Source organism: Streptomyces sp. ID05-39B (genome assembly GCF_033794725.1).
Lineage (GTDB): Bacteria > Actinomycetota > Actinomycetes > Streptomycetales > Streptomycetaceae > Streptomyces > Streptomyces bobili.
Window position 1 is genome coordinate 1 of the sequence record NZ_JARGEF010000122.1, and the last position, 23,108, is coordinate 23,108.

21 protein-coding genes are annotated in these 23,108 nt (G+C 71.5%); 5 read left to right on the top strand and 16 right to left on the bottom strand.

Annotation, left to right across the window (positions count from 1 at the left end; genetic code table 11):
- Positions 1-8: 8 nt before the first annotated feature.
- The 5 genes from P1P75_RS24210 to P1P75_RS24230 all read right to left on the bottom strand — a co-directional run bounded on the left by P1P75_RS24210 (position 9) and on the right by P1P75_RS24230 (position 4,028).
- Positions 9-629: an ATP/GTP-binding protein gene (locus P1P75_RS24210; protein WP_319258751.1), complete on the bottom strand. Its 621-nt coding sequence runs from the start codon at positions 627-629 to the stop codon at positions 9-11.
- Positions 610-1,005: a DUF742 domain-containing protein gene (locus P1P75_RS24215; RefSeq protein WP_150470152.1), complete on the bottom strand. Its 396-nt coding sequence runs from the start codon at positions 1,003-1,005 to the stop codon at positions 610-612. The genes P1P75_RS24210 and P1P75_RS24215 overlap by 20 nt, the downstream gene beginning before the upstream one ends.
- Positions 1,002-1,409, bottom strand: a complete 408-nt coding sequence (locus P1P75_RS24220) for a roadblock/LC7 domain-containing protein (RefSeq protein WP_319258753.1) — start codon at positions 1,407-1,409, stop codon at positions 1,002-1,004. Before P1P75_RS24220 ends, P1P75_RS24215 begins: the two co-directional genes overlap by 4 nt.
- A complete protein-coding gene (locus tag P1P75_RS24225; protein WP_319258788.1) occupies positions 1,406-2,980 on the bottom strand; it encodes an ATP-binding protein in 1,575 nt (524 codons plus the stop codon). Before P1P75_RS24225 ends, P1P75_RS24220 begins: the two co-directional genes overlap by 4 nt.
- A gap of 421 nt (positions 2,981-3,401) precedes the next feature.
- Entirely contained in the window at positions 3,402-4,028 is a 627-nt protein-coding gene (locus tag P1P75_RS24230) for a helix-turn-helix domain-containing protein (RefSeq protein ID WP_319258755.1), read from the bottom strand.
- Between the two features lie 431 nt (positions 4,029-4,459).
- On the opposite strand from P1P75_RS24230, the gene P1P75_RS24235 reads away from it, so the two are divergent.
- The 4 genes from P1P75_RS24235 to atzF are packed head-to-tail and all read left to right on the top strand — an operon-like array spanning position 4,460 to position 11,119.
- Entirely contained in the window at positions 4,460-5,284 is an 825-nt protein-coding gene (locus tag P1P75_RS24235) for an urea amidolyase associated protein UAAP1 (protein ID WP_319258757.1), read from the top strand.
- The gene (locus tag P1P75_RS24240; RefSeq protein WP_319258759.1) at positions 5,281-5,934 is read left to right on the top strand and encodes an urea amidolyase associated protein UAAP2; all 654 of its coding nucleotides are present in this window, start codon (positions 5,281-5,283) and stop codon (positions 5,932-5,934) included. The genes P1P75_RS24235 and P1P75_RS24240 overlap by 4 nt, the downstream gene beginning before the upstream one ends.
- A complete protein-coding gene (locus tag P1P75_RS24245) occupies positions 5,931-9,461 on the top strand; it encodes a 5-oxoprolinase/urea amidolyase family protein (protein WP_319258761.1) in 3,531 nt (1,176 codons plus the stop codon). Before P1P75_RS24240 ends, P1P75_RS24245 begins: the two co-directional genes overlap by 4 nt.
- A gap of 14 nt (positions 9,462-9,475) precedes the next feature.
- The gene (atzF, locus tag P1P75_RS24250; RefSeq protein WP_319258763.1) at positions 9,476-11,119 is read left to right on the top strand and encodes an allophanate hydrolase; all 1,644 of its coding nucleotides are present in this window, start codon (positions 9,476-9,478) and stop codon (positions 11,117-11,119) included.
- A gap of 60 nt (positions 11,120-11,179) precedes the next feature.
- On the opposite strand, the gene P1P75_RS24255 is transcribed toward atzF, so the two are convergent.
- The 11 genes from P1P75_RS24255 to P1P75_RS24305 form a co-directional block, all read right to left on the bottom strand.
- Positions 11,180-14,032, bottom strand: a complete 2,853-nt coding sequence (locus P1P75_RS24255; RefSeq protein WP_319258765.1) for a DEAD/DEAH box helicase — start codon at positions 14,030-14,032, stop codon at positions 11,180-11,182.
- A 94-nt stretch (positions 14,033-14,126) separates the two neighbouring features.
- Entirely contained in the window at positions 14,127-15,071 is a 945-nt protein-coding gene (gene tatC, locus P1P75_RS24260; RefSeq protein ID WP_319258767.1) for a twin-arginine translocase subunit TatC, read from the bottom strand.
- 47 nt (positions 15,072-15,118) lie between these two features.
- On the bottom strand, positions 15,119-15,403 hold the full coding sequence (gene tatA / locus P1P75_RS24265; protein ID WP_319258769.1) for a Sec-independent protein translocase subunit TatA: 285 nt from the start codon (positions 15,401-15,403) through the stop codon (positions 15,119-15,121).
- A 259-nt stretch (positions 15,404-15,662) separates the two neighbouring features.
- Positions 15,663-15,857, bottom strand: coding sequence for a hypothetical protein (locus P1P75_RS24270; protein WP_319258771.1), 195 nt, complete (start codon positions 15,855-15,857; stop codon positions 15,663-15,665).
- A gap of 20 nt (positions 15,858-15,877) precedes the next feature.
- On the bottom strand, positions 15,878-16,171 hold the full coding sequence (locus tag P1P75_RS24275) for a hypothetical protein (protein WP_319258773.1): 294 nt from the start codon (positions 16,169-16,171) through the stop codon (positions 15,878-15,880).
- Entirely contained in the window at positions 16,168-17,250 is a 1,083-nt protein-coding gene (locus P1P75_RS24280) for a WYL domain-containing protein (RefSeq protein WP_319258775.1), read from the bottom strand. The genes P1P75_RS24275 and P1P75_RS24280 overlap by 4 nt, the downstream gene beginning before the upstream one ends.
- A gap of 18 nt (positions 17,251-17,268) precedes the next feature.
- A complete protein-coding gene (locus tag P1P75_RS24285) occupies positions 17,269-18,246 on the bottom strand; it encodes a WYL domain-containing protein (protein WP_319258777.1) in 978 nt (325 codons plus the stop codon).
- 130 nt (positions 18,247-18,376) lie between these two features.
- Positions 18,377-18,748, bottom strand: coding sequence for an FKBP-type peptidyl-prolyl cis-trans isomerase (locus P1P75_RS24290; RefSeq protein WP_073495330.1), 372 nt, complete (start codon positions 18,746-18,748; stop codon positions 18,377-18,379).
- 59 nt (positions 18,749-18,807) lie between these two features.
- Positions 18,808-19,815 (bottom strand): FKBP-type peptidyl-prolyl cis-trans isomerase, encoded by a 1,008-nt coding sequence (locus tag P1P75_RS24295; protein ID WP_319258780.1) that lies wholly within the window; start codon positions 19,813-19,815, stop codon positions 18,808-18,810.
- A gap of 210 nt (positions 19,816-20,025) precedes the next feature.
- A complete protein-coding gene (pafA, locus tag P1P75_RS24300) occupies positions 20,026-21,387 on the bottom strand; it encodes a Pup--protein ligase (RefSeq protein WP_319258782.1) in 1,362 nt (453 codons plus the stop codon).
- A 9-nt stretch (positions 21,388-21,396) separates the two neighbouring features.
- On the bottom strand, positions 21,397-22,656 hold the full coding sequence (locus P1P75_RS24305) for an MFS transporter (protein WP_319258784.1): 1,260 nt from the start codon (positions 22,654-22,656) through the stop codon (positions 21,397-21,399).
- Between the two features lie 78 nt (positions 22,657-22,734).
- Here P1P75_RS24305 and P1P75_RS24310 point away from each other — a divergent pair.
- A partial coding sequence (locus P1P75_RS24310; RefSeq protein ID WP_319258786.1) for a LacI family DNA-binding transcriptional regulator occupies positions 22,735-23,108 on the top strand: 374 nt, incomplete at its 3' end.

Below are 23,108 nucleotides of genomic sequence, written 5' to 3' on the forward strand. Positions count from 1 at the left end.
GGCGGGTTTCAGGTGAGGTTGCCGGCCAGCGCGAGGTCATGGAGGAAGCGCGTCAGCGTCATCAGCACATCGCGGCTGGAGGCCCGGCGGCGCACGTCGCACTCCACGATCGGGATCTCCGGCGGCAGGTCGAGGGCGCCCCGCAGGTCCTCGATCGGGTAACGGGGCCCGTCGGGGAAGGTGTTGACGGCGACCACGAAGGGCACACCGCGTTCCTCCAGCCGGCCCACGGCCTCGAAGCTGACCTCCAGACGGCGGGTGTCGACCAGCACGACCGCGCCGAGGGCGCCCTCGAACAGGCCGTTCCACAGGAACCAGAACCGCTCCTGGCCCGGTGTGCCGAAGAGGTAGAGCACGACCTGGTCCGTGATCCGGATGCGGCCGAAGTCCATCGCCACGGTGGTGGCGGTCTTGCTGTCGGAGCCGTAGTTGTCGTCGACGCCGATGCCCGCCTGCGTCATGGTCTCCTCGGTGGTCAGCGGCTTGATCTCGCTGACCGACCCGACCATGGTCGTCTTGCCGACACCGAAACCGCCCACGATGACGATCTTGGCCGCCGCCGTCGTGGTGTGCGGCAGATGGTCCTCGGCGCGTGGGCCGGGGATGGTGTCAGAGCCGTTGAAGTCCATTCATCACCGCTTCGAGGAGGGAACGGTCGGGAAGGTGCTGCCGGACGATCGGGGCGCGCGCCTGCACGAGTTCGGCCGCCAGCATCTCGGTGAGCAGCACTGTCACCACGCTGAACGGCAGGCTGAGGTAGGCCGACACCTCGGCCACCGCCAGCGGGGCCCGGCACATCCGCAGCACCGCCGACTGCTCCGGGGTGGCGGAGGAGGGCGGTTCGGCGCGCGCCACGATTAACGTGACGAGGTCGAGGGGGGCGCGCTCGCCGTCCGGACCGGTGATGATGTACAGCCGCTCGGGGTTCTTGCCCTCGCCCTCCTTGGGCGGCTGCGGGGTCGGTTCCGGGTCGGGTTCGCGCCGCCGGCGTTGGGGAGGAGTCATACGCTCTGCCCGGTGCGCCGGGGCGGACTGGTCAGGTGGGCGCCGATCCGGACCACGAGGTCGCGCATCATGCCGCTCATCCGGCCGGCCTCGCAGCGCACATCGGCGAGGACCGCGAGGTAGGCGTTGGCGCCGGCGGACATCATGTAGAAGTAACCGCCGTTCAGCTCGATCATGACCAGGTTCATCTCGCCGTCGCTGGAGTGGATCTCCTGGGCGACGGCGTTGGCCAGGCTCTGCAGGCCGGCGCAGGCGGCGGCGACCCGGTCGGCGGCGTCGGGGTCACCGGCGTAGCGGGCGATGCGCAGTCCGTCGGCCGAGAGCACGACGATCATCTCGATGCCCGGAACGCCGTCGTAGAGCTCCTTGAGCAGCCAGTCGAAGTTTTGGCGCTGCTGGATCACGTGAGGTCCCCTTCGTCGTCGGCCTCGGGCACGGCCTTTTCCTTGAGCAGATGCAGGTAAGCGGTGGGATTGCGGGTGAAGTCCGTCGGGTGGTGGCCGGGAGGGGCTTCCTTCTTCAGGCCCTCCCAGAAGGCCTCGAAGGCCACGCCGGGCTCCTGCCTCTTCTGGTCGGGATCGGGCTGCGGCTTCGGCATCGCGAACGGGTCCGGCTCACCGGCGAGTTCGGCGGCCTGCGCTGCGTACGCCTCGCGGTAGCGCTGGGTGATCGAGATCGTCGTCTTGCTGCGGCGCTGCGGCAGGCCCTTGTCGGTCCACTCGGTGACCTCGGGCACCTCGTCGTCCAGGGAGACACCCGCCGGGATCCTCGGGTTGGTGGGGCGGCGCTTCTTCGGGGGCCGCTTCGGGCTCTCGACCTCGAGGTTGCCCAGGTCGATCTGCGGTACGGCGGTGGCGCCGATGCCGTGGGCGAAGCCGGGCGCCGGGTCGGAGGTGACCATCTCGCTCGGCGCGATCAGTACGGCGCGGACGCCGCCGTAGGCCGAGGCGCGCAGCGACACCTGCATCTTGAACGCGGTGCAGAGCCGGCCCACGACCGCGAGGCCTAGGCGCGGGGTGCCGCCGGCTTCCTGGATGTCGACGCCGGCCATGGCCTGTTCCAGCATGCGCTCGGCCTTGGCGCGGGCCTCCTCGCTGAGGCTGACGCCGGCGTCCTCGATCTCGATGGCGATGCCGGTCTGCACCTCGATCGCGTTGACGTGCACCTTGCTGGTGGGCGGCGAGTAGCGGGTGGAGTTGTCGAGGAGTTCGGCGAGCGCGTGGATCAGCGGTTCGACGGACAGGCCGCGGATGTTGACCTTGGCGATGGAGTCGAGCTGGATGCGGCGGTACTCCAGGATGCGGGACATGGCGCCGCGCAGCACGCTGTACAGCGGGACCGGCTGGGGCCAGTTGCGGCTGGGGCGGCCGCCGCCGAGCACGCCGATGGAGTCGGCGAGGCGGCCGATCAGGGCGGTGCCGTGGTCGATGCGCAGGAGGTCGTCGAAGACCTCGGGGTTGCGGCCGTGGTCCTCCTCCATCTCCCGAAGTTCCGCGGCCTGTTGGTGCACGATGGCCTGCACGCGCCGGGCGACGCTGACGAACGAGCGCTGGGCGGAGTCGCGCAGGGCCTCCTCGTGGTCGACGGTCTCGAGGATCCCCTTGACCACCTTCTTCTGGCCCTCGTCGAGGTCGCGGTATTCGGCGTCGACGTCGGCGAAGTGGAGCATCACCTCGCGGGGCGAGTTCCCGGCGCGCAGCCAGGTCACCGCCTGGGGGACGATGTAGTCGGCGAGCCGGAGGTTCTGCTCCCCCTGGGCGGCGACCCGGCGCTCCAGGTACGCGATCCGGCGTTCCTTCTCCGCGCGCAGTTCCTTCAGTTGGCGGCCACGGCGGACCGACTCGGCCCCGGCGACGATCACCAGGAGCGTGGCGACGGCTCCGCAGGCGCCGACGGCGGTCCGGGCCGGCTCGGCCACCAGGGCGACGGCCGCACCGGTCGCCGCGGCCATCACTATCGCCGGCAGCAACACCATGCGCGCGTAGGCCAGTTCTCGCCGACCGGGTGGGGACTGAACACTCACCATGTGGGCACCCTCTGTAGGGGATCTGTCGGTATCTTCGGGGTATTGGGGAACAAGCGCACGAATACGCCTCAACTCGGTGCGCCGCGGGCGAGCTTAGTCCGACCGGATCATCGCCGTGTCATATTCAGCAACCGCCTGAAACCACGGCAGCACCTGGAGTAACCTCGGGCGTTTCACACGCTCGGAAACCGTTCGCACACCGTGCGTAATGGCGTACGGGCGTGCGAGCACCTTCACCGGGGCGGGTGAATCGGGGCCCGGATCAGGGGTGAGGGATCAGGGCCGATCAAGGGCGACGGATCAGGGCACGCGGGGCCGACCGCCGTGAGGCCGCCGTCCTGCGCGCCTCGGGCGGCTCGCGGGTCGCGCGTCAGGCGCCGACGATGCGCAGGGCCGCGTCGGCGGTGGCGCGGGCGAAGTCCGAGACGGGGCGCTCGGGGTCGGAGCGGTGGACGAGGATGACGCCCTCGATGAGCCCGAAGACGAGATCCGTCCGCAGATCCAGCTCGCTCTTGGCGAGTGTGCCGCCGACGGTGGTCGCTGCGAGCAACTGCCGGTAGCAGTCCTTCAGTTCGGCACGCACGGCATGGAACCCGGCGAACCGTTCGGTGCGCACCTCGGGCAGCAGATACAGCCCGCCGAGGTTGTGCGAGCCGCCGCACAGCAGCTCCACGTCGGTGCGGCACAGCTCCCACAGCCGGTCCGCGGCCGGCCGCAGGTCGTCCGCGAGCAGGGCGCGGGCGTACCCCAGGGACGGGGTGACCGTGGACTCCAGCAGCGCGGCGAGGAGTTCCTCCTTGCCGGAGACGTAGTGGTACATGGAGGCCTGGCGCATGCCGGCCCGCTCGGCCACGGCCCGGGTGGTGGTGGCCGCGTAGCCGCGGGTGGTGAACAACTCCGCGGCGGCAGAGAGCAGTTCGGCGCGCGGTTCCAGCCCGCTGTCGGGCCGCTGCGCGGCGCGCGGCCGGCCGACTCGGCGCCCACTGGTCGTCCCCATGCGTTCGATCCTCGCACACGGCACCGGACGGCGACCTGCCGAGAGACGGGACGGCGACCACGGCGAAGGTCCGACGCGGTCGGCTCCGAGCGGGGCCCCGGCAGATCCGGGCCCTCGATCTCGGTAGGTCAGGGCCGCCGATCGGCAGATCCGGGCCGGCAATTGGCAGATCGAGGCCGCCGGTCTGCCGGTTCCACGGCGCGTCGATGGCCCCGATCTGCCAATTGCCGGCCCTGACGGGATGCGCGGACAGGGTCCCGTCCGCTGCGGCCGGGAGGCGCCCTCGGCGCTCCCGACGACACCCCCGTGAGGGGGCGGTAACAGCGCGGCAACCCGGCGGCAACCGGGGCGACCCGGCCCGCCCCTAATTTCTGTCGGGCGACAGAAATTAGGGCGACCGAACCCACCCCAGCCCCCAGCCGGAGGACCTGATGGCGACAGCGACCACGTACGGGGCCCGTGCCCATGCGCGCGCCCAGGAGGGCACGCGCACCGAGACCATGCCAGTCGTCCCGGCCGCGGACTGGCCGGCCCCGCCCTGCGAGGCGGGCCACCTGGTGTGGGCCGAGACCGTGGCGGGCGGCAACTACACGCACCGCGTCCTGGCCCGTGGCACCGAACTGCGACTGACCGACGTCGGCGGCGACGCCTGCGCGCACCTGCTGCTGTACGCCGCCGACCGTCCCTGGGAGCGGCTGAACGCCGCCGACACGGTCAAGGTCCAGTGGAACGCCTACCTCGGCGAGGGCGTGCTGCTCCTCTCCGACCAGGGGCGGGTGCTGGCCTCGGTCGTCGCCGACACCTCGGGCCGGCACGACGCCCTGTGCGGCACGTCCACCCTCGTACGCAACACCGCGCGGTACGGCGACGGCACCCCGCAGTCCCCTTCGCCGGCCGGCCGCGAGCTGTTCAAGCTGGCCGCCGCGAAGAACGGCCTCGAACCCCGCGACCTGCCGCCCTCGCTCTCCTTCTTCCAGGGAGTGGAGGTCCGGGGCGACGGCACCCTCGACTTCACCGGCTCGGCCGGCCCCGGCGGGGACGTCACCCTGCGCGCCGAGCAGGACGTGACCGTGCTGATCGTCAACGTGCCGCATCCGGCCGACCCGCGCGCCGAATACGTCAGCACCCCGCTGGAGGTCCTTGCCTGGCGGGCCGCGCCCACCCGGCCCGGCGACCCGCTGTGGGAGGCCACTCCCGAGGGCCGCCGCGCCTTCCTGAACACCGCCGAATTCCTCACCGCGAGGGGGCTCGCATGACCACGACCGTCGTTCCCGCCCGCGCCGCCTGGTCGTCCGTCGTCCGGGCCGGCGAGACGCTCACCATCACCGACCTGCACGGCAACCAGGCCGTCGACTGCCTCGTGTACGACGCCCATGACACGTCCGTGCGCTACAGCGCCCCCGACACGATCCACGCCCAGGGAGGCATCTTCCTCACCACGGGCAGCGTGCTGCTGTCCAACGAGCACACCGCGCTGATGACGGTCGTCGCGGACGAGGTCGGCCGGCACGACACGGTCGGCGGGGCCTGTTCCAAGGAGTCCAACACCCTGCGCTACGGCCACCACACGTGGGCGCAGCACGCGTGCGTGGACAACTTCCTGGCCGAGGGTGCCCGGCACGGGCTCGGCAAACGGGACCTGGTGTCCAACATCAACTGGTACATGAACGTGCCCGTCGACAAGGACGGCACCCTGGGCATCGTCGACGGCCTCTCCGCGCCCGGCCTGACGGTCGCCCTGCGCGCCGAACGCGATGTGCTCGTCCTCGTCTCCAACTGCCCGCAGATCAACAACCCCTGCAACGGCTTCGAGCCGACGGCCGTGGAGATGACGATCACCGGCACGACGACAAGCGCCGGCACGACGGGCACCGGCACGACGAGCACCGGGGCGGGTACCGCATGAGCTTCGGCACCCTCCTGGTCGCCAACCGTGGCGAGATCGCCGTCCGCATCATCCGCACGGCCCGCGAACTGGGTTTGCGCACGGTCGCCGTGTACTCCGACCCCGACCGCAGCGCCCCGCACGTCCCGCTCGCCGACGAGGCGGTTCGGCTCGGCCCGGCGCCCGCGAAGGAGTCGTACCTCGACGGCGACCTGGTCCTGAAGGCGGCCAAGGACACCGGCGCGGGCGCGATCCACCCGGGCTACGGCTTCCTCTCGGAGGACGCGGCCTTCGCCCGCCGCTGCGCGGACGCCGGGATCGTGTTCGTGGGCCCGACGCCCGAGCAGCTGGAGCTGTTCGGCGCCAAGCACACCGCCCGAGCGGCGGCCGAGGCGGCGGGCGTGCCGCTGGCGCCGGGGACGGGCCTGCTGCCCTCCCTGGAGGAGGCGCTGTCGGCGGCGGCCGGCATCGGCTATCCCGTGATGCTCAAGGCGACCGGCGGTGGCGGCGGAATCGGCATGTCGGCATGCCGCTCGCCCGGCGAACTGACCAACGCCTGGGAACGCGTGCAGCGCGTGGCCGCCGCCTCCTTCTCCTTGGCCGGCGTCTTCCTGGAGCGCCTCGTCGAGGACGCACGCCATGTCGAGGTGCAGGTCTTCGGCGACGGCGAGGGAAAGGTCGTCACCTTCGGCGACCGTGACTGCTCCCTCCAGCGCCGCAACCAGAAGGTGGTCGAGGAGGCACCCGCACCGGGACTCCCCGAGCACATTCGACGGCAACTGGCCGACACAGCCCGCCAGTTGTGCGCCTCCGTCGGCTACCGCTCCGCCGGCACCGTCGAGTTCGTCTACGACGCCGCCCGCGAAGAGGCCTACTTCCTGGAGGTCAACACCCGCCTGCAGGTGGAGCATCCGGTCACGGAGGAGATCTACGGCGTCGATCTGGTCGCCTGGATGCTTCGCCTGGCCCGCGGTGAGCGCAACGTCGTCCACGAGCCCGGCCCGCCGCGCGGTCACGCCGTCGAGGCACGCCTGTACGCGGAGGACCCGAGCCGAGAACACCGGCCGGGCGCGGGCCTGTTGACGCGGGTCGAGTTCCCGGCCGGGGTGCGTGTGGACGGCTGGGTGGAGACCGGCACCGAGGTCAGCGCGGCCTACGACCCGATGCTCGCCAAGGTGATCGCGTACGGCTCCGACCGGGCCCACGCGCTGGCCCGCCTCGACGAGGCGCTGGCCCGGACCCGGATCGACGGCATCGAGACCAACCTGGGCCTGGTGCGGGCGGCGCTGGCGGAGCCGCGGTTCGTGGCGGCGGCCCACTCGACGGCCACCCTCGCCGAGGTGCGGGACCCGACCCCGCGCATCGAGGTCGTCTCCGGCGGCACCCTGACCACCGTGCAGGACTGGCCCGGCCGCACCGGTCACTGGCAGGTGGGCGTGCCGCCGTCCGGCCCGATGGACGACCGCTCGTTCCGCCTCGGCAACCGGGCGCTCGGCAACCACGAGGGCGCCCCCGGCCTGGAGTGCACGCTCCAGGGACCGGCCCTGCGCTTCAGCCGTCCGACGGCCGTGTGCGTCACGGGCGCGCCCGCTGCGGTCACCGTCGACGGCACACCGGTCGCGCAGTGGGAGCCGGTGACCGTACCGGCGGGTGCCCTGCTGGAGGTCGGCCCGCCCGTCGAGCACGGCCTGCGGACCTACGTCCTCCTGGCCGGCGGCCTGGACGTGCCCGCCTTCCTGGGCAGCGCGAGCACCTTCACGCTGGGCCGGTTCGGCGGTCACGGCGGCCGAGCGCTGCGGACCGGCGACGTCCTGCACACCGGAACGGCGGCCGCCGGCGCCCCCACGCCCGTCACCGACCGCCCCGCCCTCACCTCCGTCTGGCACATCAGCGCCGCCGAAGGACCGCACGCGGCACCGGAGTTCTTCACCGAGGACGACATCCGCGACTTCTACGCCGCCGACTGGAAGGTCCACTTCAACTCGGCCCGCACCGGCGTCCGGCTGGTGGGCCCCAAGCCGCGCTGGGCACGCACCGACGGCGGCGAGGCGGGGCTGCACCCGTCCAACATCCACGACACTCCCTACTCCGTCGGCGCCGTCGACTACACGGGCGACATGCCGGTGCTGCTCGGCCCCGACGGGCCCTCGCTCGGCGGGTTCGTGTGTCCGGCGACGATCCTGAGCGGCGAACGCTGGAAGCTGGGCCAGCTCCGCCCCGGCGACACCGTGCGGTTCGTGCCGGCCGACGTGGACGGCGGCCCCCGGCCCGCGATCGTCGACGGCGGCGTCCTGGCGCGGGACGGGGACGTGACGTACCGGCGCAGCGGGGATGACAACCTGCTGGTCGAGTTCGGTCCGATGCAGCTGGACCTGGCACTGCGGATGCGCGTCCACGCGCTGATGGAGGCGGTGTCGAAGGCCTGCCTGGACGGCGTCACCGACCTCACTCCGGGCATCCGCTCCCTCCAGATACGCACGGACCCGCACCGGCTGCGGCAGAGCGAACTCCTGGCGGTCGTACGGGAGATGACAGCCGCCCTGCCGCCCACGGACCAGCTGGTGGTGCCCTCCCGCACCGTCCATCTCCCGCTTTCCTGGGACGACCCGGCGACCCGCGAGGCGATCGCCCGCTACATGGCGGGCGTGCGCGACGACGCCCCCTGGTGCCCGTGGAACATCGAGTTCATCCGCCGGGTCAACGGCCTCGACTCGGTGGCGGACGTCTACGACACGGTCTTCGCCGCGGAGTACCTGGTCCTCGGCCTCGGTGACGTCTACCTGGGCGCGCCGGTCGCGACCCCGCTCGATCCGCGCCACCGCCTGGTGACGACGAAGTACAACCCGGCCCGCACCTGGACGGCCGAGAACTCGGTCGGCATCGGCGGCGCCTACCTCTGCGTCTACGGCATGGAGGGACCCGGCGGCTACCAGTTCGTGGGCCGTACGACGCAGGTGTGGTCGCCCTGGCAGCAGCGCGGCGCCTTCGAGCCGGGCCGGCCGTGGCTGCTGCGGTTCTTCGACCGTATCCGCTGGTATCCGGTCGAAGCGGACGAACTGCTGGAGCTGCGGGCCGACATCACCTCGGGGCGGTTCGTGCCGCGCATCGAGGAGGGCACCTTCTCGCTCGCCGAGTACGAGGCCTTCCTCGTCGAACACGCCGACTCCGTCGCGGAGTTCAGGACCCGGCAGCGAAGGGCGTTCGGAGCGGAACGCGACGCCTGGGAGGCGGCGGGCGAGTTCGCCCGCGCCGATGCCGCGACGGCGCCCCCGGCCGTGGCCGCCGAGGTGACCGTGCCGCCGGGCGGCCGCCTGGTGGAGGCCGAGTTCGCCGCGTCCGTCTGGCAGTTGAACGTCGCCGCCGGTGATGAGGTGACGGCGGGGCAACCGCTGCTCGCCCTGGAGGCGATGAAGATGGAGTCCAGGGTGCACGCGCCGGCCGACGGTGTGGTGGCACAGGTCCTTGCCAGGCCGGGAGACCAGGTGGAGGCCGGTACGGTCCTCCTCGTCCTGGCCCCCGCGGTCCCCGCCCCCGCCGCCGCACAGTGAAAGAGGAACCGGACATGTCCACCACGCTCGCCCGCGTCCGCGCCGCCCACGCCCGCGTCGAGGCCGTCGACCGCCCCGAGATCTGGATCGGGCTGCGCCCCCTGGCAGCCGTCGAGGCGGAGGCCCGCGCCCTGGACGCCCGGGTGGCGGCGGGCGAGCACCTGCCGCTCGCCGGCCGGCTGCTCGCGGTCAAGGGCAACATCGACGTGGCGGGCCTGCCCACCACGGCGGGCTGCCCGGCGTACGCCTACGAGCCCGCAGCCGACGCCCCGGTGGTCGCCCGGCTGCGAGCGGCGGGCGCGCTCGTCCTCGGCACGACGAACCTGGACCAGTTCGCGACGGGCCTGGTCGGAACCCGCTCGCCGTACGGCGCCGTACGGGGCGCCCGCGACCCGGAGCGGATCAGCGGCGGCTCCAGCTCCGGCTCGGCGGTCGCGGTGGCCCTGGGCATCGCCGACCTCGCGCTCGGCACCGACACGGCGGGCTCGGGCCGCGTCCCGGCCGCCTTCAACGGCATCGTGGGCCTGAAACCGACCCGCGGCCTGGTGTCCACCGAGGGCGTGGTCCCAGCCTGCGCGTCCCTGGACTGCGTGACGGTGTTCGCCCGCACCCTGTTGGAGGCGGAACAGGCCCTGGCCCACATGGCGTCCGCCCCCGGCCGTCCGCTGCCCGCCCGTGCGCCGGGCCCGTGGCGGATCGCGGTACCCCCGCTCGACCAGCTCGGCGACCTGGACCCGGGCTGGGCCGAGGCCTACGAGGCGGCGGTCCGGCAGCTCCGGTCCGCCGGGGCCCAGATCCGCACGATCGACCTGGCCCCCTTCACCGAGGCGGCGGCGATGCTCTACGAGGGCGCGTTCGTCGCCGAGCGCTACACCGCGGTGGGTACCTTTGTCGACAAGTTGCTGGCGGAGGGCGGCGAGGGCCTCGACCCCACCGTCGCCGGCATCATCACCCGCGCCCGGGACATCCCGGCCCACCGGCTCTACGCGGACACCGAACGCCTGGCCGCCCTGCGCGCACGAGCCCTGACGGCGTTCGCCGACGCCGACGCCCTGCTGCTCCCCACCACCCCCGGCCACCCCACCCTCGCCGAGGTCGCCGCCGACCCGCTGGGCGCCAACGCCCGCCTGGGCCGCTTCACCAACTCCACGAACCTCTTCGACCTGTCCGCGGCGGCCGTCCCGGCGGGCGAGGTGGGGGGCCTGCCGTTCGGCGTGATGCTGATCGGCCCGGCCTTCACGGAGGAACGCCTCACCCGCATCGCGGACCTGCTCCGCCCCGACACCTACGTCGCCGTGGCGGGCGCACACCTGACCGGCCAGCCCCTGAACCCCCAGCTCCTGGCGCTGGGCGCCGTACTGGACCGTACGACGACGACGGCCCCCGTCTACCGCCTGCACGCCCTGCGGACGACGCCGCCGAAGCCGGGTCTCGTCCACGTGGGCGGGGGCGGCGCCCCGGTCGAGGTGGAGGTCTGGCGCCTCCCTGCGGCGAGCCTGGGCGCGCTCCTGTCCGCCCTCCCCCGCCCGATGGCCCTGGGCCGCGTCACCCTCGCCGACGGCACGGAACTCCCGGGCTTTCTCTGCGAGCCGTCCGCGCTGACGGACGCGCAGGACATCACGGAGTACGGGGGCTGGCGGGCCTACCTGGCCCGCTGAGACGAGCGGGGCGGGCCTGGACCGTCGCCCGGTCCGGGCCCGCCCGCCGCCTGCACCGCCTCAGCCCACCGACGAGTACGCCACGACGCCCCGCAGCAGCGCGTCGACGGCCTTGCGGGCGTTCTTCGCCACCGACGAACTCTCCGGGGGCGCGGCCGCCGCGATCTGCCCGAGGACGTCGATGACCTGCTTGCACCACCGCACGAAGTCCCCGGCCGGCATCTCGACCTCCCGCAGCACCTCGTCGAGGCCCTTGCCCGAAGCCCACATATGGGCGGCCCAGGCGAAACCGAGGTCGGGCTCGCGCTGCCCGACGCCCTCGGTCTGACTGATCCGGAAGTCCTCCTCCAGAGCGTCCAGCCGGCCCCAGATCCGCACCATCTCGCCGAGCGCGGCCTTGGCCTTGCCCGAGGGCAGCTTCGGAGCCATCGCGTCGTCGCTGGTCCGCGCCTCGAACACCAGGGCCGAGACACAGGCGGCGAGTTCGGCGGGGGTCAGTCCTTCCCACACCCCGGCCCGCAGGCACTCGCTCGCCAGCAGGTCCAGCTCGCCGTACAGCCGGGCCAGCCGCTTGCCGTGCTCGGTGACCTCGTTGCCCCGCAGGTAGTCCAGCTCGGTCAGCAGGGCCACGATCCGGTCGAAGGTGCGGGCGATGGTGTTCGTCCGGCCCTCGATCCGGCGCTCCAGCTGCGAGGTGTCGCGCAGCAGCCGGTAGTAGCGCTCGGCCCAGCGGGCATGGTCCTCGCGGTCGGAGCAGCCATGGCAGGGATGGGCGCGCAGCGCGGCGCGCAGGCGGGCGATCTCCCGGTCGTCGGCGGCCTGGGACCGGCCCCTGCGGGAGCGCTCCGGCTCGATGTGCCCGGCCTTGGTGCGCAGCGCGGACGCGAGGTCCCGGCGGGACTGCGGCGAGCGCGGATTGAACGACTTCGGGATCCGCATCCGCTCCAGCGCCTCGACCGGCACCGGGAAGTCCATCGTGGCCAGCCGCTTGACCTGCCGCTCGGCGGTCAGGACGAGCGGGCGCGGACCGTCCTGGTGCTCGAAGCCGCGATGGCCGTTGGCCCGTCCGGCGGGCAGGCCCGGGTCGAGCACCAGCGCCAGCCCGGCGTACTTGCCGGTCGGCACGTGGATGACGTCGCCCGGCTTGAGCTTCTCCAGCGCCACCGCCGCCTCGGCCCGCCGCTGGGCCGCACCCTGCTTGGCCAGCTCCGTCTCACGGTCCTTGAGTTCGCGGCGCAGTCGCGCGTACTCCTCGAAGTCGCCGAGGTGGCAGGTCATGGAGGCCTTGTAGCCCTCCAGCCCCTCCTCGTTGCGCTGGACCTGCCGCGAGATCCCGACGACCGACCGGTCGGCCTGGAACTGCGCGAACGAGGTCTCCAGCAGCTCGCGCGAACGATGCCGCCCGAACTGCTGCACCAGGTTGACCGCCATGTTGTACGACGGCTTGAAGCTGGAGCGCAGCGGGTAGGTGCGGGTGCCCGCCAGACCGGCCAGGTGGTCGGGGTTCATGGCGCGCTGCCACAGCACGACGGCATGGCCCTCGACGTCGATGCCGCGTCGGCCCGCGCGACCGGTGAGCTGCGTGTACTCGCCGGGGGTGATGTCGGCGTGCTGCTCGCCGTTCCACTTGACGAGCTTCTCCAGCACGACCGAGCGGGCAGGCATGTTGATGCCGAGCGCGAGGGTCTCGGTCGCGAAGACGGCCTTGACCAGCCCTTGCACGAACAGTTCCTCGACGACCTCCTTGAAGGTCGGCAGCATGCCCGCGTGGTGGGCGGCGATGCCCCGCTCCAGGCCCTCCAGCCACTCGTAGTAGCCGAGGACGTGCAGGTCCTCGTCGGGGATGGCGGCGGTGCGCTCCTCCACCAGGGAACGCACCCGTTCGCGCGCGTCCTCGTCGTTGAGCCGCAGCCCGGCGTACAGGCACTGCTGGACGGCGGCCTCGCAGGCGGCACGGCTGAAGATGAACGTGATCGCGGGCAGCAGGCCCTCGGCGTCGAGCCGCTCGATGACCTCCGGCCGCCCCGGCGTCCACACCCTCGACCGCTGCCTGCGCTCGCGCTCCCGGTCCGCCTCACGGATGTTCCGGCCGCGCTTGCGGTCCTGGTACGACGGCCGGCTCGCCTCCATGCGGGCCAGCCGCGAGAGGTCGGGGTTGACCGCCCTGCGGTGGCCCTCGCCCTCCTCGAACAGGTCGTACATCCGCCGCCCGGCGAGCACGTGCTGGAACAGCGGCACGGGCCGGTGCTCGGAGACGATCACCTCGGTGTCGCCGCGCACGGTGTCCAGCCAGTCGCCGAACTCCTCGGCGTTGGACACGGTCGCCGAGAGCGAGACCAGGGTGACCGATTCGGGGAGGTGGATGATCACTTCCTCCCAAACGGCGCCCCGGAAGCGGTCGGAGAGGTAGTGCACCTCGTCCATCACCACGTACCCGAGGCCGAGGAGGGTCTGCGAACCGGCGTACAGCATGTTCCGCAGGACCTCGGTGGTCATCACGATCACCGGGGCATCGGAGTTGACGCTGTTGTCCCCGGTGAGCAGGCCGACCTTGTCGGCGCCGTAGCGGCGGCACAGGTCGGAGTACTTCTGGTTGGACAGCGCCTTGATGGGTGTCGTGTAGAAGCACTTCTTGCCCTGCTGGAGGGCGAGGTGGACGGCGAACTCGCCGACGATCGTCTTGCCCGAGCCGGTCGGGGCGGCCACCAGGACGCCCTTGCCCGACTCGAGCGCCTGGCAGGCCTCGATCTGGAAGGGGTCGAGGCCGAAGTCGTACATCTCGCGGAAGGAGGCGAGCGCGGTGGCCTGCTCGACAGCACGCTTACGGGCTGCCGCGTACCGCTCGGCCGGTGAGAGGTCCTCTGTCATCGTGCTTTCGAGCGTACCGGGCCGCACTGACAACAGGACGATCATTATCCGGATCCACGGCCGGGAACACGCAGCGTGGCCGGGGCGCTACGTGGGCGCCCCGGCCACGGGGCAGATACGTCCTGTCCGTACCCGGTGCTCAGGTCACGTCGTCGTAGCCGTTGACCCGCTCCGCGGTCGCCTGCTCGGGCAGCGCACGGCTGGGGGCCACCGCCTCGACCTCGCCGATGGCCTCGGGCGTGAGATCCAGTTCGGAGGCCTCGTCGTCGGCGGGGCCCAGGGCGTCGCGGCGGCTTCTGCGCCGGTCGTTGACGAGCGAGAAGGCGACGGCCCCGAAGTAGAGGAGGATGATCGGGGCCGCGAGGGAGAGCATCGAGACCGGGTCGACCGTGGGAGTGGCGAAGGCGGCGAAGACGGTGACACCCATGATCATGCCGCGCCACCAGCCGAGCATGCGGCGTCCGGTGACCACACCGGAGAGATTCAGCATCACCAGCAGCAGCGGCAGCTCGAACGAGAGCCCGAAGACGATCACCATGCGGGTCACGAGGTCCAGCAGGTCGTCGAGCGGCAGCAGGTTGACCGTGCCGCTGGGCGTGAAGCCGAGCATCACCTCGGCGGCCGTGGGCAGCACATGGTAGGAGAAATAGGCTCCGGCCATGAACAGGGGGAAACCGGCGGCGACGAAGGCCAGCGAATAGCGCTTCTCGTGACGGTGCAGACCGGGTGCCACGAAGGCCCACAGCTGGTAGAGCCAGACCGGGCTGGCGATGACGACACCGGCTGTCAGAGCCACCTTGATCATCAAGGTGAACGGCCCCATCAGACCGGACATGGTGATGTTGCCGCAGGCCCCGCTGCTCGTCTGGGCCAGCTCCGTGAACGGCGTCGAGCAACCCACCTGCTCCCGGATCGGCTCCGTCAGCAGGTTGATGATGTCCTGGTAGTACGCCGCCCCCAGCAACGAGCCGAGGACGATGGCCAGCATGGCCTTCCCCAGTCGGTTGCGGAGCTCACGAAGGTGCTCCGCGAGGGGCATCCGCCCCTCGGGATCCTTCTCGTCTTTGCGGGCAGACTTGAGCAACCCACGTTCCCATCTCGTGCGGCGGGCCGGAAACAACCGGCCCTGCGTCAGCGCTTGGTCGAATCCGTCGGCTCGCTGACCGGGCGCGAGCTGGTCACGTCACCGGGGGAAGCCTGGATCGTGCGCTGAGCCGGGGGCTGCTCGCCGTCGCTGGGCGGACCGGCCGCAGTGGTCGTGCTGCTGCCCTCGTCCTTCATCGCCTTGGCCTCGCTCTTGAGGATGCGGGCGGACTTGCCGAGCGAGCGCGCCATGTCCGGAAGCTTCTTCGCGCCGAACAGCAGGATGATGACGACGAGGATCAGAATGATCTCGGTGGGGCCGAGCCTACCCATAGCTGTATACCTTCTTCACCGAGGCGGCGGGTGGGGGCTGTCCGACCGGCCGGACAGGTGTCCGAGCGATCGTGCTGACAGCGATCGTAACGCTCAGGGGTAAACGTGAGGCAATCCCCTTGCGTACTCCCGGTCCGCGTTCCGGGCCTCGTTCTCCGGACCGCGACCAGCAGCGTACCTGTCCGGACCACCGGGGCGGGAGGGCGAAGTGACCCAGAATGCGGACCGCTCGGGGCTCACAGCACGGCCGCGGCGGTACTCACACGCTGTCCACCGACCGGGCCGCGCGCAGCGACGCCCGCTCCAGCTCCTCGGCCGCCCGGCCGATGCGCTGCGCGGAATCCGCGACCTGCCGGCCCAGAATCCGCGCCTCCAGGAACACCCGCACGGCGAACACCGCGAGCACGGCGAGACCCACGAAACCCACAGCTACCGCGAACATCGGCCAGAACATGACGCCGAGCCTAGACCTTGCTACGGCATCTGCAGCCGCAGGGTCCGCACCCCGCCCCCCGTGAGCAGCTCCACGACCCGCTCACCGGCCGGCTTGCGCACTGCGGCGCCGCACTCAGGGCAGGTGAAGGAGTAGAACGTGGTCCGGCTGGAGCCGCCGATGGCCAGGCGCAGCGCACCCGCGGCGAGTTCGAAACGGCCGCGGCAGTCCGGGCAGCCGGCCCGGAAGACCACCGGGGCCACGCTTCTCATCCCCGAGAACGCCGAGGCCACCGAGACACCCCTCACACCGGACGTCGTCACCGACTCGCTCACCGCTGCTGCTCCCGCCCGTCGATCCGCCCCCGCACCGTCCCGGTGTTCCCACCGGCGGCGCCCGCCGTGCCGCCGTACGGCTCGACGTCCGCGGCCTCCACCCCGTCGTACGGCGCCAGCGCCTCGCGGGCGGCGTGGCGGGCGCTGTCGGCGAGGTCCTGCGGCGACACGATGCGGCCGTCGCGGCCGAGCCGCAGCGCCAGACGCCGCAGCGAGGCGGGCTCGGGTGTGCGCAGAGTGATCCGCAGGCCGCCGTCGGGCAGTTCGTCGGCGCTGTCGTGCGGGTAGTACTCGGCGACCCAGCGCCCGCCGGGCCCCACCTCGACGACGACCTCCGGGTCCTCGGCGGCGGGCTGGACCAGCCCCTCCGACAGATCCCGCAGCTCGACCTCGGGCGGCGCCGAGGGCTCGTCGAGGATCCTGATCTCGGCGACCCGGTCGAGACGGAAGGTGCGGCGCGCCTCGGAACGCCGGCACCAGGCCTCGACGTACGTGTGCCCGACGCTGACCAGCCGGATGGGGTCGATCTCGCGCTCGGTGACCTCGTCACGGGCGGGCGAGTAGTAGCGGATCCACAGCCGGCGGCGCTCGGAGATCGCCCGGTCGACGTCGGCGAAGACACCGCCCTCGGCCTCGAAGGTCACCGACAGGCGCGAGCTGGCGCCGGCCGCCTCACCGGCGGCGGTCTCCACCTTGGCGGTGGCCCTCAGCAGCGCCTGGCGGTCGCTCTCGCGCAGCCCCGGCAGGGTCGCCACCGCGCGGGCCGCCACGAGCAGCGCGGTCGCCTCGTCGGCGGCCAGCCGCAGCGGCTCGGCGGCGTCCGCGCCGAGGGCGGCCGGGTTGTGCCACCAGATCCGCTCGCCGTCGGTGTCGATGTCGAGCAAGTCACCGCCGCGGAAGCTGGTGCCGCACATGGGCAGCACGTCGAGGTCGGAGACCAGCTCGTCCTCGGTGATCCCGAAGGCCCGTGCCACGTCCTCGATGCGCGCTCCGGGGCGCTCCCGCAGATACGTCACCAGGGAGAGCATCCGACGGGTCTGGTCGATCGCGTTCGCCGGCCTTACCGGTTTGCCTGCCACTGTGTTGCTCGCTCCCCCTCAGCCCTTGGCCACGGCGCGCAGCCGGTCCACCACGTCGGCCCGCAGCTCCGCGGGTTCCAGCACCACCACGTCCGGCCCGAACTCCACCAGCCAGGCGTCCAGCCCGTGCCCGTACGGAATCTCCAACTCGTCCCAGCCGTCACCGAGTTCCCGCACCGCCGTGGCCCTCGCCCGCAAGGGGTAACCGGAGCCGCCGCGCAGCCGGATCAGCGCGCTGCGGTCGGCGTTCTCCCCCGCCCAGCTCGCTACGGTCTCGCGGACGGTGACGACGTCGGGCACGGACGCGGTGAACGCCGTACCGCGAGAGCGCACCTTGCCGGTGATCCGGGACAGCCGGAAGACGCGCTCGGCGCCCCGGTCGCGGTCCCAGCCCGCGAGGTACCAGTGGCCGCGCCAGCACTCCAGCGCCCACGGCTCCACATGCCGGGGCTCGGGGCGGGCGGCGGTGGCCTTGCGGTAGTCGAAGACGACGGGCCGGCGGTCGCGGCAGGCCAGCATCAGCGGCTCGAACGCCGCCTCGTGAACGGGGATGCGCGGTTCCAGGGCACTGTGCGGCTCGTACGGGTCGACGTCCTCCGGCAGTCCGGCCGCGCGCAGCTTCTGCAGGGCACCGCTGGCCGCGCCGGCCAGCCTGGCCTGCTGCCACACCTTGGCCGCCAGCCCCAGGGCGGCGGCCTCCTCGGCGTCCAGGGTGATGGGCGGGAGACGGTTGCTGTCCCGGCGGGCGAGGTAGCCGACCTCACCGTCCAGGCTCTCCACGGTCTCGATGACCAGGCCCAGCTCGCGCAGGTCGTCCTTGTCCCGCTCGAACATCCGGTTGAAGGAATCGTCCGAGCCCGCCCCGCCCCTGCCCGGACCGAACGCCTCGACGTAGGCCTCGATGGAGTCACGCAGCTCGCGCTTGCTGAGCGGCCGCCGCGTCCCGAGCAGACACAGCGCCAGGTTCATCAGCCGCTCTGCCTTGGCAATGGCCATCGACGCCCTTCGCCTTTCCTATGGTGCTTCCGACGGATGACCGTACCGCTCCGTGATGCCCGGACAAAAGCCGAGGGCCCACGCCCGGACAGGCATGGGCCCCAGGTGGTCGAGACCGGTCGTACGACGATCAGACCCCGAGCAGGTCGACCACGAAGATCAGCGTCTCGCCGGGCTTGATCGCCGGGGTCGGGCTCTGGTTGCCGTAGGCGAGGTGGGCCGGGATGGTCAACTGGCGACGGCCGCCGACCTTCATGCCCTGCACGCCCTGGTCCCAGCCCTTGATGACCCGGCCGCCGCCCAGCGGGAAGCGGAACGGCGTCCCACGGTTCCAGCTGGCGTCGAACTCCTCGCCGGTGCTGAAGGCGACACCGACGTAGTGCACGGAGACGGTCTGGCCCGCCTGCGCCACCTCACCGTCGCCCTCCCAGATGTCCTTGATCTCGAGGTCCGCCGGGGGCTCGCCGCCCGGGAAGTCGATCTCGGGCTTCTCGATGCTCACGTCTTACGCTCCTGCTTGTTCGCGGAAAGGCAACAGGACAGTCTTACATCACGGCGGCGTCACATCTTCGCGAGGATGTCCACCGTGAAGACCATCGTGGAGTCCTTCTCGATGCCGCTGTCGGCCGGCGGCTGGTCGCCGTACCCCAGATCGGGCGGGATGACGATGACGACGCGGCTTCCGACCTTCTTCCCGGTCAGCCCCTGACCCCAGCCCTTGACGACCTGCTGGAGCGAGAACGAGGTCAGCGCCGACCTCTGGTACGTCGAGTCGAACTCCTTGCCGGTGTCCCAGACGACGCCCTTGTACTGCACGAGGACGGTCTCGTCGGCCGCGACGACCTCGCCGTCCCCCTCGATGACGTAGTTCGCCACGAGCTTCTTCGGCGGATCGGTCTTGGGGATCTTGATGGAGGGGGCCTTGCCATCCGTGTTGGTGCCGACCACCGGTACGGCCGCGCCGTCCTGGGGAACCTCCTTGCCCTTGGCCGAGCTCTTGGCGTTGAAGGTGTCCTGGATGTCGAACACGAACACCATCGTGTCCGTGCCCTTGACGCCCAGCTCCGCATTGCCCTGCTTGCCGAAACCCCAGGTGGGCGGGACGGCGAACTGCACGCGGCTGCCGGTCTTCCTGCCGGTGAGGGCATAACGCCAGCCCTCCATCGTGCTGCCCTGCGCGATCTCCGTGATCCGGGGCGCCTTGCCGTCGTAGGAGTTGTCCAGGACCTTCCCGCTGTCCCAGATCTGGCCGAGATAGTGGGCCAGGACGTAGTCGCCCTCCGCGACGGGCCGGCCGCCGCCCGCGATGACCGTCTTGACGGCGAGCTGGTCGGAGGGCTCGCCACTGCCCTTGGCGACCGTCGGCTTCTCCCCGAACTTCGTGCCCGCGGTGATGGCCGGCAGCGGTCCGTCGACGATCTTGGGGGCGGGCGCGGCGGAAGGGGCCGAGGCGGAGGGCGACGCGCTGCTGTCGACCGCACTCGACGAATCGGACTTGTCGTCCCCGCATCCGGCGAGTGTGACCAGTCCTGCGGGCACGGCGGCAAGAATGAGTGAGCGTCGACGCACGGTGGGGGCCTCGTAATCGGTTGATCTCGGCTGATGGCGTGCGCGCTACCTTACTGACGATCCGGTGCCGAATCAGGTTCCGGCCCGGTTCGGTGCGGCCGCGCCCGGGGCCGTCCCCGGTACGGCACCGTCGACATGAGCAGGGCGCCGTACGGGAAACGTACGGCGCCCCTGTTGCGTTCCGGCATCAGCGGGGAACGCGTTGCCCGGTCACATTCCGGCGATCAGCTTCTCCACTCGGTCGTCCACCGAACGGAACGGGTCCTTGCACAACACGGTGCGTTGCGCCTGGTCGTTGAGCTTGAGGTGGACCCAGTCGACGGTGAAGTCCCGGCGCTGCTCCTGCGCCCGGCGGATGAAGTCGCCGCGCAACCGCGCCCGAGTGGTCTGCGGAGGGACCGACTTGCCCTCGAAGATCTTCAAGTCGTTGCAGATCCGGGCGGCTTGGCCCTTGCGTTCCAGCAGGTAGTAGAGGCCACGACGGCGATGGATGTCGTGGTAGGCGAGGTCTATCTGCGCCACCCGCGGATTCGACATGGTCATGTTGTGCTTGGCCCGGTACCGCTCGATGAGCTTGTACTTCATGACCCAGTCGATCTCGGTGCCGATACGGTCGAGGTCCTCCGCCTCGATCGCTTCCAGCGTGCGGCCCCACAGCTCCAGTACCTGGTCGACGACACCGGTACGGATGCCACGGCGCTCGACGAAGTCGACCGCCTTCTCGTAGTACTCGCGCTGCACCTCGAGGGCGGACGCCTCACGACCGCTGGCCAGGCGCACCTTGCGCCGACCCGTGATGTCGTGGCTGACCTCGCGGATCGCCCGGATCGGGTTCTCCAGGGTGAGGTCACGCATGACGGTGCCCGCCTCGATCATGCGCAGCACCAGATCGGTCGCGCCGACCTTGAGCAGCATGGTCGTCTCGGACATGTTCGAGTCGCCCACGATCACGTGCAGCCGGCGGTAGCGCTCGGCGTCGGCGTGCGGTTCGTCGCGGGTGTTGATGATGGGCCGCGAGCGGGTCGTCGCCGAGGAGACGCCCTCCCAGATGTGCTCGGCCCGCTGACTGACGCAGAAGACGGCCCCACGGGGCGTCTGCAGCACCTTGCCGGCGCCGCACAGCAGCTGCCGGGTCACCAGGAAGGGGATGAGGATGTCCGCTAGCCGGGAGAACTCCCCGTGCCGGGCCACCAGATAGTTCTCGTGGCAACCGTAGGAGTTGCCCGCCGAGTCGGTGTTGTTCTTGAAGAGGTAGACGTCGCCCGCGATTCCTTCCTCGTGCAGGCGTCGTTCCGCGTCCACCAGGAGTCCTTCGAGAATGCGCTCGCCGGCCTTGTCGTGGGTGACCAGTTCGGTCACATTGTCACATTCGGGTGTCGCGTATTCCGGATGCGATCCCACGTCGAGATAGAGGCGGGCGCCGTTCCGCAGAAAGACATTGCTGCTTCGGCCCCATGACACGACACGGCGGAAGAGGTATCGCGCCACCTCGTCAGGCGACAGGCGGCGCTGTCCCCTGAACGTGCACGTGACGCCGTACTCGTTCTCCAGCCCGAAAATGCGGCGGTCCATGAGTGAACATTACGCCCGATCCCCTGAACTGAAACGGGGTTCGGCAGCACGGTTTGGATCATTTTCCGATGAAGCCGCAACAACCCCACTTCCGACGGGAAGTGCCAGTACCCGCCCTGTGGCCAGCAAAACCACCAGAGCAACGGCACCCGCCGCACCCGGCACCGCGAAACCCCACTGGGCACCGCCCGCCTCGACGACCGGGCCCGCCACGGCCGTTCCCAGCGAGTGACCGACCGTGAACGTCGTCACCAGCCAGGAGAACGCCTCGGTGACCGTGCCACGCGGAGCGTGCCGGTCGATGATGACGAACGCACAGGCGAGAACCGGCGCGAGGAACACACCGGCAAGCGCCGTGAGACCCACCATCGCCACCGCCCCCGGCATCAGCATGAGCGGCAGATAACACACCGCCAGAAACGCCACCAGGACCCGCAGTCGCCGCTCCGGCACCCCCACCCACCGCCGCGCCCCGTACGCCACACCGCCGGCCAGCGCACCGATCCCCACAGCGGCCATCAGCCAGCCGTACACCACGTCACCCCCGTGGTCGTCGGCGTACGGCACGGCGGCCACCGTGATGGACCCCAGCGCGATACCGACGAACAGGAAGGCACCCAGCAGCACCAGCAGGCCCGGCGAGCGCAGCGCGCCGAGCCAGTGCGCCTCACGCGGGGCGGAGCGCCACGCGCGCGAGGGCGGCGAGAGGACCACGGTCAGCGCGCCGAGCACCCCCAGGGCATTGATCACCAGCAGCGCGGCCCGCTCCGACCACAGCGACGTGCACAGCGTCACCAGCAGCGGTCCGACGGCGAACATCACCTCCTGCGCCACCGCGTCCATGGCGTACGCCGTGTGCACCTGGTCCTCCCGGCGCAGCACCGAAGGCCACAGCGCCCGCAGACCGCCCTCCAGGGGAGGGGTGAACAGCCCGGAGGCCGCGACAAAGACGTACGCGAGCGGCAGCGGGTCGATGCCGGTGAGGGCGAAGACGGCCATCGCCAGGGCCGCGGTGACCGCGGCGGGCAGCTGCACCCGCGGCTGGCCGCGCAGGTCGACGAGGCGGCCGAGCAGGGGCTGGCCGACCGCGTTGGCGACGCCGTACACGGCCGCCAGGGCACCCGCGAGGGTGTAGCTGCCGCCCTGCGAGCGGACGAAGAGCACGATCGCGATGGCCGCCGTGGCGCTGGGCAGCCGCCCCACGAGGGTGCCCACGAGCAGCCGGGCCGCGTGTTTCGCCTTGAGGATCTCGAGGTATCCCGCGGCCATGTCCCGCCTCCGTCGGCTCACCCGTGACGATCCACGCCGCCCAGGTTTTACGTATAACGCGTCTCGGTCATACGTACCATGTGCGCTGTTCACCCGTCCACACGAAAGAGCAGGCCCACGGTGGCACGAGCCAGCACGCGCCCCACGAGCCGTGACGTCGCCCAGGCCGCGGGAGTGTCCCAGGCAGCCGTCTCACTCGTCCTCGGCGACAAATGGCGCGGCCGGGTCTCCGAGACCACCGCCGAACGCGTACGCCAGGCCGCCCGCGACCTCGGCTACCGCCCCAACCTCGCCGCCCGCAACCTCCGCCTGGGCCACACCCGCACCATCCTCCTCGTCGTCCCGGAACTGACCACCGAGTTCTTCGCCGGCGTCTACACCGGCGCCGCCCGCCTCGCCGCCGCCCACGGCTTCGGCGTCGTCCTCTACCCCTCCCCCGAAGGCATCGGCCC